8 protein-coding genes and 1 pseudogene are annotated in these 10,388 nt (G+C 71.0%); 8 read left to right on the forward strand and 1 reads right to left on the reverse strand.

Annotated elements, in window-relative coordinates; all coding sequences use genetic code 11:
* A pseudogene (locus ACWCQM_RS40085) lies at positions 1-431 on the reverse strand (hypothetical protein); the annotation flags it as partial.
* 259 nt (positions 432-690) lie between these two features.
* On the opposite strand from ACWCQM_RS40085, the gene ACWCQM_RS40090 reads away from it, so the two are divergent.
* The 8 genes from ACWCQM_RS40090 to ACWCQM_RS40125 all read left to right on the forward strand — a co-directional run.
* Positions 691-1,659 carry a formylglycine-generating enzyme family protein gene (locus ACWCQM_RS40090; RefSeq protein WP_450919992.1) on the forward strand — a complete coding sequence of 323 codons (969 nt, stop codon included), beginning with the start codon at positions 691-693 and terminating at the stop codon, positions 1,657-1,659.
* 66 nt (positions 1,660-1,725) lie between these two features.
* Positions 1,726-2,940 carry an ROK family protein gene (locus tag ACWCQM_RS40095; RefSeq protein WP_450919993.1) on the forward strand — a complete coding sequence of 405 codons (1,215 nt, stop codon included), beginning with the start codon at positions 1,726-1,728 and terminating at the stop codon, positions 2,938-2,940.
* The gene (locus tag ACWCQM_RS40100; protein WP_450919994.1) at positions 2,937-3,767 is read left to right on the forward strand and encodes an ABC transporter permease; all 831 of its coding nucleotides are present in this window, start codon (positions 2,937-2,939) and stop codon (positions 3,765-3,767) included. Before ACWCQM_RS40095 ends, ACWCQM_RS40100 begins: the two co-directional genes overlap by 4 nt.
* Positions 3,764-4,543, forward strand: a complete 780-nt coding sequence (locus ACWCQM_RS40105; protein ID WP_450919995.1) for an ABC transporter ATP-binding protein — start codon at positions 3,764-3,766, stop codon at positions 4,541-4,543. Before ACWCQM_RS40100 ends, ACWCQM_RS40105 begins: the two co-directional genes overlap by 4 nt.
* A 46-nt stretch (positions 4,544-4,589) precedes the next feature.
* Entirely contained in the window at positions 4,590-5,570 is a 981-nt protein-coding gene (locus ACWCQM_RS40110; RefSeq protein WP_450919996.1) for an aliphatic sulfonate ABC transporter substrate-binding protein, read from the forward strand.
* Positions 5,567-7,078 carry a sulfatase-like hydrolase/transferase gene (locus ACWCQM_RS40115; protein ID WP_450919997.1) on the forward strand — a complete coding sequence of 504 codons (1,512 nt, stop codon included), beginning with the start codon at positions 5,567-5,569 and terminating at the stop codon, positions 7,076-7,078. The genes ACWCQM_RS40110 and ACWCQM_RS40115 overlap by 4 nt, the downstream gene beginning before the upstream one ends.
* Positions 7,075-9,444 carry a family 43 glycosylhydrolase gene (locus ACWCQM_RS40120; RefSeq protein ID WP_450919998.1) on the forward strand — a complete coding sequence of 790 codons (2,370 nt, stop codon included), beginning with the start codon at positions 7,075-7,077 and terminating at the stop codon, positions 9,442-9,444. Before ACWCQM_RS40115 ends, ACWCQM_RS40120 begins: the two co-directional genes overlap by 4 nt.
* A gap of 245 nt (positions 9,445-9,689) precedes the next feature.
* On the forward strand, positions 9,690-10,388 hold a 699-nt coding region (locus tag ACWCQM_RS40125; RefSeq protein WP_450919999.1), incomplete at its 3' end, for a discoidin domain-containing protein.

Below are 10,388 nucleotides of genomic sequence, written 5' to 3' on the forward strand. Positions count from 1 at the left end.
CCCTCGGGCTTGTCGTGCTTCCACGACTCCGGCTTCTCACGGTCGGCATTGCTGCCGGACCCCTTGTCCTTCTCCCAGTCGTCCGCCGTCACACCGGCGAGCGCACCGCCACCGGCGTGAACACCACCCTCGGGCTTGTCGTGCTTCCACGACTCCGGCTTCTCACGGTCGGCATTGCTGCCGGACCCCTTGTCCTTCTCCCAGTCATCAGCCGACACACCAGCGAGCGCACCGCCACCGGCGTGCACACCACCCTCGGGCTTGTCGTGCTTCCACGACTCCGGCTTCTCACGGTCGTCGTTGCTGCTTGCGGTGGAGCCGCTGTCCTTGTCCCAGCCGTCGGCCGAGGTCACGGCGTATGCGGCGGGAACGGAGACCGCGAGGACCGCCGTGACGGCGGCCGATGCGAACAGGGTGCGGGCAGAGCGCATGGATACACAGTCCTTTCGCCACTCCCGCGCCGGCCGTCCGTTTGTCGGCTCATCCATTCACGGGTGCGACGTGATCCACCGTCAGCGGAAACCCGGGGGCCCACCACTCGGGACGGGCGCATTCGAGGGAGCCGGTGGGCCCATCGTGTGACAGGGAGCCGGATGTCACCCGTTGGACGGCACGCCACGCCGGGAGGAGGTTTGGGCGGTGGCGATCATCGGTGTAAGGGCACGGTCGTGGGGCTCGTAGGATCGCGCCATGACCGACACCACCCCCTCCAGCTGCTGTTCTCCCGGTCGCGGGAAGTCTGACGGCCCGTCCGGGAGCGTTTCCGCCACGCTTCCGGAGCCCGTGGCCGCGTCCGGAGGCGGACCCGGCCACGACGGCATGGTGCTGCTTCCCGGCGGGTCGTTCCTCATGGGGACCGAGGACCCCGAGGGCTTCCGGGCCGACGGCGAGGGCCCGGTCCGCGAGGTGCGGGTCTCCGCCTTCCGGATCGACGCGCACGCGGTCAGCAACCGCGGGTTCGCGGAGTTCGTGGCGGCCACCGGTCACGTCACGGAGGCCGAGCGCTTCGGTTGGTCGTATGTCTTCGCCGGGTTCCTTCCGGCCGCGCTGCGGCGTGGCGCGGGCAGGCCGGACGGCACCCCGTGGTGGTGCGGGGTGGAGGGCGCCCGGTGGGACAGGCCCGAGGGCCCCGGCAGCGGGACCGAGGGGCGCGAGGACCACCCCGTGGTGCATGTGTCCTGGAACGACGCCCGGGCGTACGCGCGTTGGGCGGGTGCCCGGCTGCCGACGGAGGCCGAGTGGGAGTACGCGGCGCGGGGCGGCCTGGAGCAGGCCCGCTATCCGTGGGGCGACGAGCTGACCCCGGGCGGCGAGCACCGGTGCAACATCTGGCAGGGGCACTTCCCCACGAAGAACACCGCGGAGGACGGTTACGCGGGCACGGCGCCCGTCGACGCCTACGAGCCGAACGCCTTCGGTCTGTACAACATGGCGGGCAATGTCTGGGAGTGGTGCCAGGACTGGTGGGGCACCACCCACCCGGCCGGGCGCCGGAGCGACCCGCGCGGTCCGGGCGCGGGTGACGCCAAGGTGATGCGGGGTGGCTCCTACCTGTGCCATCGCTCGTACTGCAACCGCTACCGGGTGGCCGCCCGTACCCGCAACACGCCCGACAGCACCACGGGGAATCTCGGCTTCCGCTGTGTGCGCTCGGCCTGATCCCGCCGTCATTGCGGCAACATGAATATTTTTCCGGGTCATTGACGAAAAAATCGCGCGGTCATCATGCTGGTCGCCATGCACTCACACGGTGGACCTCTCTCGCGGCTGAGACGTGGGCACGAGGAACGCGTACTCGGTCTGCTGCGCCGGCACGGACCGCAGAGCCGCGCGGAGCTCGGCCGCCAGGCCGGTCTCTCGCGTACCACGCTGTACGACATAGTCGGGACCCTGGTGGCGAGCGGTGCGGTGGTGGCCGCCGCGGCGGAGCCCGGGCCGCGCAGGCGTGGCCGGCCGGTGGAGCACCTCACGCTCAACCCGGCGGCCGGGCAGGCGGTCGGCATCGATTTCGCCCGCCGCGCCGTTCATGTGGCGGCTGCCAACGTGGCTCACGAGGTGATCGGCTCGGCGAGCCGCGCCCATCCCCCGGGGCTGTCCTGGGAGGGGCGGGTGGAGCTGGCCGAGCGGCTGGTCGCCTCGCTGGCCGGGGGGACACTCAGGCTGGCCGCCCTGGGGACGACCGGCGCGGTCGGAGTCGGGGTCGTCGGCCCGGTGCGTACGGACGGGGGCGCGCCCGAGAAGCCCCTGGCGGCGCTGGCCGGACTGCTGGGCAAGCGGTTCGGGGCCCCGGTCCTGCTGGACAACAACACCAGGCTCGCCGCGCTCGCCGAGTCCACCTGGGGTGCCGCCGCCGCCAGCCAGGACGTGCTGTATCTGCGGCTGTCGCACGGGGTGGGCGGAGGGCTCGTCGTGAACGGCTCGCTGCACCGGGGCGTGGACGGTCTGGCCGGCGAGCTCGGGCACATCACCGCCGATCCCGAGGGCGGTCCGTGCGAGTGCGGTGGCCGGGGGTGCCTGGAGACCATCGCGTCGATCGGGCCCGTCCTCGCCGCCTTCCGTGAACGCGGCGGACGCGCCGACGGCTTCCCCGCGCTGCTGACGGCGCTCGGCGAGGGCGACCCGGCGGCGCACGAGGTGCTGCGCGTCGCGGGAACCCGCACCGGCACGGTCCTCGCCGGGGTGGTCAACGCCGTCGGCCCCGGTGTGATCGTGCTGGGCGGCGAGCTCGCCCGGACGGGCCAGGCGCTGCTGGGCCCGGTCCAGGAGGCGCTCGACGCCCATGTCCTGCCGTTGGCCCGGGGGCGCGTGAAGCTGCTGCCCGCCGGTCTCGGCGAGGCGGGCGGCGCGCTCGGCGGAGTCGCGCTCGCCCTCCATGAATCCCCTCTGCTCGCCCGCTACCCGGCCCCGGGCGAAAACGACCTTCCCGAGGACGCGATATGAGTTCCACGGAGACACCCGTGAAGCGGGCGGCGCCCGTGCAGGACAGCGCGGAACGTACCCGCGTACCCCGGCGGAAGGGCATCCGCGTCCCCGCGCTCGCCCTCAATCTGATCGCCCTGGTGGCGGGCGTGGGCGTTTGGGCCTGGCTGGCCTCGCTCGGGGTGCAGGCGCTGCCCGGACCCGCCGCCGTGGCGGGCAGGGCGGGCGAGCTGATCTCGGACGGCACCCTGCTCGACGACTCGCTGGCCAGCCTGCGCCGCGTCCTGACCGGCTTCGCGCTGGGCACGCTGCTCGCCGTGCCGGTGGGCTTCCTGATGGGCTGGTACCCGGTGGCGCGCGGGCTGCTGGAGCCGTACGTCCAGTTCTTCCGCACGGTGCCGCCGCTGGCCATGATTCCGCTGGCCATCGTGCTGCTGGGCATCGGCGAGGTGCCCAAGGTGTTCGTGATCTTCCTGGCCGCGTTCCTGTCCAGTGTCGTCGCCGCCTTCCAGGGCGTGGTCGGGGTGGACAGGACGCTCATCGACGCGGCGCGGGTGCTGGGCGCCCGTGACGGGACGATCTTCCTCAAGGTGGTCGTCCCCGCCTCGGCGCCGTTCATCCTCGTGGGCATGCGGATCGGGCTCGGCTCGGCCTGGGGCACCCTCGTCGCCGCGGAACTGATCGCCGCTCAGGAGGGCCTCGGCTTCCGGATGCAGACGGCCCAGCTCTACTACGACCTGCCGACCATCTTCGTCGGCCTGATCACCATCGGCGTGCTCGGCCTCCTGATGGACCGGCTGCTGCTGCTCGCCGAACGACGCCTCACCCGCTGGCAGGAGACCCGATGACCGCCAAGATCTCCTTCCGGAACGTGTCACGGACCTTTCCGCTGAAGAAGACCACCTTCACCGCCCTGGACGAGGTGTCGCTCGACATCGGTGACGAGGAGTTCGTCACCGTCGTCGGCCCGTCCGGGTGCGGCAAGAGCACCCTGCTCAACCTGGCCGCCGGACTCGCGGCCCCGACCTCCGGCGAGGTCCTCGTCGACGGCAGGCCGGTCACCGGGCCGGGGCCCGAGCGCGGGGTGATCTTCCAGCAGTACGCCCTGTTCCCGTGGCTGACCGTACGCGGCAATGTCGAGTTCGGGCTGAAGCTGGCCTCCGTGGACGCGAAGGAACGCAGGCTGCGGGCGGAGCGCGCCATCGGACTGGTCGGTCTCACCGACTTCGCCGACGCGCTGCCCAAGACGCTGTCCGGCGGGATGAAGCAGCGCTGTGCCATCGCCCGTGCGTACGCCGTCGATCCCCAGGTGCTGCTGATGGACGAGCCCTTCGGGGCGCTGGACGCGCTGACCCGGGTCCAGTTGCAGGACCAGCTCCTGGACACCTGGAGCCGGGACCGGCGCACGGTCCTGTTCGTCACGCACGACGTGGACGAGGCCGTGTATCTCGCCCGGCGTGTCGTGGTGATGGCGGCGCGGCCGGGGCGGATCCACTCGGTCATCGAGGTGGACCTGCCGTATCCGCGTACCGAGGAGATCCGGCTCTCCCCCGAGTTCGCCCGCATCCGCAATGCCGTCTGGACCTCCGTCTACCACCAGACCCCGGCCGCACCGGCCGCCTGACACCCCCGCACCTCTCACCCGATCTCCCGTAAGGAAAACCTGCGTCATGCGTCTACCTCAGCGCGCCCTGACGGCGGCCGTCACCGTGTCCGCACTGGCACTCTCCGTCACCGGCTGCTCCGGCGACTCCTCGGCGGACGGCGCCTCCACCGTCCGCTTCGGCTACATCAGCGACTACAACGGCGCGAGCCTGCTGGCCATCGCCGACAAGCAGGGACTGTGGAAGGAGCAGGGGCTGGACCCGGAGTTCAAGACCTTCACCAACGGCCCGCTCCAGATCCAGGCGCTCGGCTCGGGCGACCTCGACTTCGGCTACATCGGTCCGGGCGCCATGTGGCTGCCCGCGTCGGGCAAAGCGAAGGTCGTCGCGATCAACACGCTCGCCCGCGCCGACCGGGTCATAGCCCAGCCCGGCATCACCTCCGTCGAGGACCTCAAGGGCAAGAAGGTCGGCGTGCCCGAGGGCACCTCCGGTGCGATGGCACTCGATCTCGCCCTGCAGAAGGCCGGGATGTCGGAGAAGGACGTCGAGAAGGTGCCGATGGACCCCTCCACGATCGTGTCGGCGTTCGTCGCCGGGCAGATCGACGGGGCCGGTCTCTGGTACCCGCTGATCGACACCATCAAGGCGAAGAAGCCGGACCTCAACGAGGTCGCCAGCACGGCGGACTTCAAGGACCGGGCCTTCCCCACGGCCTTCGTGGCACCCGCCAAGAGCGACGCCGCGCTGAACGCCAAGGTCGTCAAGGTCCTCCAGAAGGCCAACGACTGGCGTGCCGCTCACCCCGACGAGTCCATCGACGCGGCAGCCGCGCTGCTGAAGATCGACCGCGCCAAGGTGGCGGCCGACGCGGCCAATGTGGAGACGCTGTCGACGGCCGACCTGGTCTCCAGGACCGAGGACGGCACCGTCGACGGCTGGCTCGACGGGCTCGGCGAGTTCTTCGTGAGCACCGGCCAGCTCAAGAAGGCCCCGGCGGCGGACACGTACTACGAGGGCGGCCTCTACACGAAGGCGTACAAGTGAACCTGCTGTTCCTGATGACCGATCAGCACCGGGTGGACACGCTCGGCTGTTACGGCAACCCGCATGTCGCCACGCCCAATCTGGACCGGCTGGCGGCCACGGGGACGCGCTTCGACCGCTTCTACACGCCCACGGCGATCTGCACCCCCGCGCGGGCGAGCCTGCTCACCGGGCAGGCGCCGTTCCGCCACCGGCTGCTGGCCAACTACGAGCGGAACGTGGGCTATCTGGAGGACCTGCGCGAGGACGCCTTCACCTTCCCGGCGGCCCTGGCCGAGCGCGACTACCGGCTCGGCCTGATCGGCAAGTGGCACGGCGGCACCCACCGCAACGCCGCCTCGTACGGCTTCGAGGGCCCGGACCTGCCGGGCTGGCACAACCCCGTCGACCATCCGGACTACCTGGCCTACCTCAAGGAACGGGGGCTGCCCCCGTACCGCATCTCGGAGCCGATCCGGGGTACGGCGCCGGGCGGGAACCCGGGGAACCTGCTCGCCGCACGGCTGCACCAGCCGGTGGAGGCGACGTTCGAGCACTACCTCGCCACGCGCGCCATCGAGCATCTGGAACGGTACGCGGCCGGCGAGGAGCCCTTCTTCCTGGCGACGCACTTCTTCGGTCCGCATCTGCCGTATCTGCTCCCGGACGCGTACTTCGACCTCTACGACCCGGAGCTGGTCGAGCTTCCGCCGTCGATCGCCGAGACCTTCGAGGGCAAACCCCCGGTGCAGCGCAACTACAGCGCGCACTGGGCCTTCGACACCATCCCGATCGAGACGACCCGCAAACTGATCGCCGTCTACTGGGGATACGTCACCCTGATCGACGAACAGATCGGGCGCATCCTCACCCGGCTCGACGAGCTGGGACTGAGCGACTCCACCTCGGTGTTCTTCACGGCGGACCACGGCGAGTTCACGGGCGCGCACCGGCTCCACGACAAGGGACCGGCGATGTACGAGGACATCTACCGCATCCCGGGGATCATCCGCATCCCCGGTGCCGCACCGCAGGTCAGGGACGAACTGGTCAGCCTGACCGACTGCACGGCGACGCTGCTGGAACTGGCGGGCTGCGACCCGTCCCCGGCGGTGGACAGCCGCAGTCTGGTGCCGCTGGTCAGGGGTGAACACCCCGACTGGGCACCGGAGCTGGTCGCCGAGTTCCACGGCCACCACTTCCCGTACCCGCAGCGCATGATCCGCGACGACCGCTACAAGCTCGTCGTCAACCCGGAGTCGGTCAACGAGCTGTACGACCTGGAGGCCGACCCGCACGAGCTCAGCAACCGCTACACGCACCCCGAGTTCCGGGCGGTCCGGCGACGGTTGATGCGGCGGCTGTACGAGCTGCTGCGGGACCGGGGCGACAACTTCTACCACTGGATGACGTCCATGTACGACATCGGCGCGTCCGACTACGACCCGAGCCTCAGCGCCTTCGAGAACGACGACACGACCTGGACCGCGGCCTCGCGTCCGGACGGCACTCCCACGGAGACCACATGAGACGCACGCGAGGAACGGCACGCCCCCGCCGGCTGTCCCGGTGGGCTGCCGGTGCCGCCTCACTGCTCTGCCTGTTCACGCTCGCGAGCGCGCCCTCCCACGGTGAGCAGAAGCGCCCGGCCGCCGCGCCGACGTACACGAATCCGGTGTCCACCGGGGCCGTCGACACCTTCCCCGATCCCGCGGTGATCCGGGGCAAGGACGGCCTCTGGTACGCCTACGGCACGCAGAACCCCGTCATGCAGAGCAAGGGCGAGGACGGGGAGCGCATGCTGCCGATCCTGCGCTCGGAGGACCTGGTGACGTGGGAGTACGCCGGGGAGGTCTTCACGCCCGCGAACAAGCCCGCCTGGCACAACGGTTCGCGGCTGTGGGCCCCTGACGTGCGGTACGCGGCCGGCCTGTACCACCTCTACTACTCCGTCCCCGGGCGCAACACCGTGGGGCTCGCCACGTCCGCCTCCCCGACGGGGCCCTGGACCGACAAGGGCGCCGTGCTGCCGTCGCCGAGCGGCTGCCCCGCGGGCAACATCGACCAGGCGCAGTTCACGGACACGGACGGAACACCCTATCTGTACTGGGGCAGTTACGACACGATCTGCGTGGCGAGGATGAACGCCGACCTGACCAGGACCGAGGGTGAGGTCACCCAGGTGGCCCGTGGCCGCAGGGTCGAGGGTGGCTTCGTCGTGCGGCACGACGACCACTACTACCTGTTCTACTCCGACGCTGGCTGCTGCGACGGCGCCTACAGCGGCTATCAGGTGAAGGTGGGCCGCTCGACGAGCCCCACCGGTCCGTTCACCGATGACGAGGGCACCGATCTGATGGCCCTCACCAGCAAGGCGGGGTTCGTCGCGGGAGCGAACGGCAACCGGTGGATCGGACCGGGCCACAACGCGATCCAGACCGACCTCGCCGGCCAGGACTGGCTGGTCTACCACGGCATCCCCGCCGAGTCGCCCGATCTGGCACCGGCTGCGAACGGCACGCTGAAGCTGACCCGGCGTCCGATGCTGATCGACCGGCTCGACTGGATCGACGGCTGGCCCGTCGTGCGGGCGGGCGCGGGGCCCTCGGACGGGCCGACGGCCGCGCCGGTGACCTCGTGGGACACCGGGGGAACGTTCAACGGGAGCGGTCTGGCGGGCTGGAACGCCGAGGGCGCGGGCACCGCCGGCTGGTCCACGCCGTCCGGCCAGGACGCCGGCGGGTACGCGGCCCACACCCCGGCGGGTCCGGGGACGGACGCCGCCTATCTCGTCGCCGACGGGCGCGCACCGTCGGATCTGCGGGCCGAGGCCGATCTGAGGGTGACCGCGCCGGGTGGCGCGGCGGGGCTCACCGTCGCCTACCGGGACCCGGGCAACAGGGTCGTGGCCTGGCTGGACCGCGTCCGCTCGGCGCTGGTCACCGACGTACGGGTGGGCGGCAGGAGCCGGGGCGAGCGGGTGACGGCGCTGCCGTCCGGGTTCTCCTGGGGCACCTGGCACAACGTGTCCGTCGAGCTGCGCGGCACCAGGCTGACGGCCGAGGTGTCCGGCGACCGGCTGGGCGATCCGGTGGCCGTACAGGTCCGTGACCTGCCCGCCGCCGCCGTGCGCAAGGGCGCGGTGGGTGCCGCGGCGCGAGGTGCGGGCGCGGCGGCGGACAATGTCGGCGCGGCGGCCCTGTACGAGCCGGTGACGAAGCGGGTGGCTCCGGCCCCGCCGGGGCGGCTGCTCCCCGGCCACAGCGACGAGTTCGACACAGCAGCGGTCCCGGGAACGGAGCCCGGTTCTCCCTGGCAGTGGGTGCGCGGACAGGCCGCCGGGGTCACGATGGCCGGTGGGGCGCTGTCCTGGCCCACCCAGAGCGCCGAGCTGTATCTGGGCGACAACACGGCGTCCGTGCTGCTGCGGGACGCGCCGAAGGGCGACTACACGGTCGAGACCAAGCTGCGGTTCGCCCCCGACCGGGCCGCCCAGCAGGCCGGGCTCGTACTGTACGAGAACGACGACCGCTGGTTCAAGCTCGTCCATTCCGTGCTGCCGCTCACCAACGGCGACGGAGCCGTGCTCGATGTCAGCGAGTTCGGCAAGGAGGGCGAGCGGCCCACGACCACCCCGCCGACGGCGGTGGCCAACGCCCCGATGTTCGGGGGGCCCACGGCCGACACCATGTGGCTGCGGATGGCCTACCACCGCGACACCGGGAACGGGGAGCACGAGGTACGCGCGTCCACCAGCCGTGACGGCGTCCACTGGTCGGTGAGCGGCGTGTGGACCCTGCCGGTGCGGGGCGAGCTGAGGATCGGCCTCGTCTCCCACAACCGGTCGGGTGCGACGGCGGACTTCGACTACGTACGGACGTACGCCGACCGGTAGCCGATCCGTCAATTCCTGAAACCACACCCCGTCAGATCCCACACTCCGTCACCGAGGAAGTCCGCCCGGGAGGGGCACCATCGCGGAGACGTCATCAGTTCTTGTCGGCAACAGGCCTTGATACACCTGATGTTGCACATCTCTTGACGCGTTCGTAACAAGGGTGGAGTATCTCGCACAGCCGGAGAGAGCGCTCTCCGGCTGTGCGCGTCGTGTTCCCGCCCCACGACTCAGGAGAGACCCCCATGTACGCACCTCCGAACCTCCACAGACCCGTACCCGCACGGACCGGACGACGCAGCGGCGTTCTGGCCGTGATCGCCGGGCTCGTCCTCTCGCTGCTGGCCTTCCTGCCCCAGACCCCGGCGAGCGCCGCACCCTCACTCCTCTCCCAGGGGAAGCCGGTCACCGCCTCCAGCCAGGAGAACGACGGCACCCCCGCCACCGCCGCGGTGGACGGCAACACCGGCACCCGCTGGTCGAGCGCCTTCTCCGACCCTCAGTGGATCAAGGTCGACCTGGGCGCCGCCGCCTCGGTGAGCCAGATCGTGCTGCGCTGGGAGGCGGCCTACTCCACCGGCTACCGGATCGAGTTCTCCTCGGACAACAGCAGCTGGAGCACCGCCTACTCCACCACCACCGGCCCCGGTGGCACGGAGACCCTCAACGTCTCCGGCACCGCACGCTACGTCCGGCTGACCGGTACCGCCCGCGCCACCGGATACGGCCACTCCCTCTGGGAGTTCCAGGTGTTCGGCACGGCCGGCGGGGGCGATCCGCAGATCCCCGGCGGCGGTGACCTCGGACCGAACGTCCTGGTCTTCGACCCCTCGACCCCGAACATCCAGTCCAAGGTCGACGAGATCTTCAAGAAGCAGGAGTCCGCGCAGTTCGGCAGCGACCGCTACGCGCTGATGTTCAAGCCCGGCACCTACAACAACATC

The organism is Streptomyces sp. NPDC002125, from assembly GCF_053593715.1.

Bases quoted from the DNA above. Each gene is read 5' to 3' on its own strand.
- ACWCQM_RS40110 (WP_450919996.1), top strand. From the start codon at position 4,590: ATGCGTCTACCTCAGCGCGCCCTGACGGCGGCCGTCACCGTGTCCGCA.
- ACWCQM_RS40105 (WP_450919995.1), top strand. From the start codon at position 3,764: ATGACCGCCAAGATCTCCTTCCGGAACGTGTCACGGACCTTTCCGCTG.
- ACWCQM_RS40095 (WP_450919993.1), top strand. From the start codon at position 1,726: ATGCTGGTCGCCATGCACTCACACGGTGGACCTCTCTCGCGGCTGAGA.
- ACWCQM_RS40100 (WP_450919994.1), top strand. From the start codon at position 2,937: ATGAGTTCCACGGAGACACCCGTGAAGCGGGCGGCGCCCGTGCAGGAC.
- ACWCQM_RS40120 (WP_450919998.1), top strand. From the start codon at position 7,075: ATGAGACGCACGCGAGGAACGGCACGCCCCCGCCGGCTGTCCCGGTGG.
- ACWCQM_RS40090 (WP_450919992.1), top strand. From the start codon at position 691: ATGACCGACACCACCCCCTCCAGCTGCTGTTCTCCCGGTCGCGGGAAG.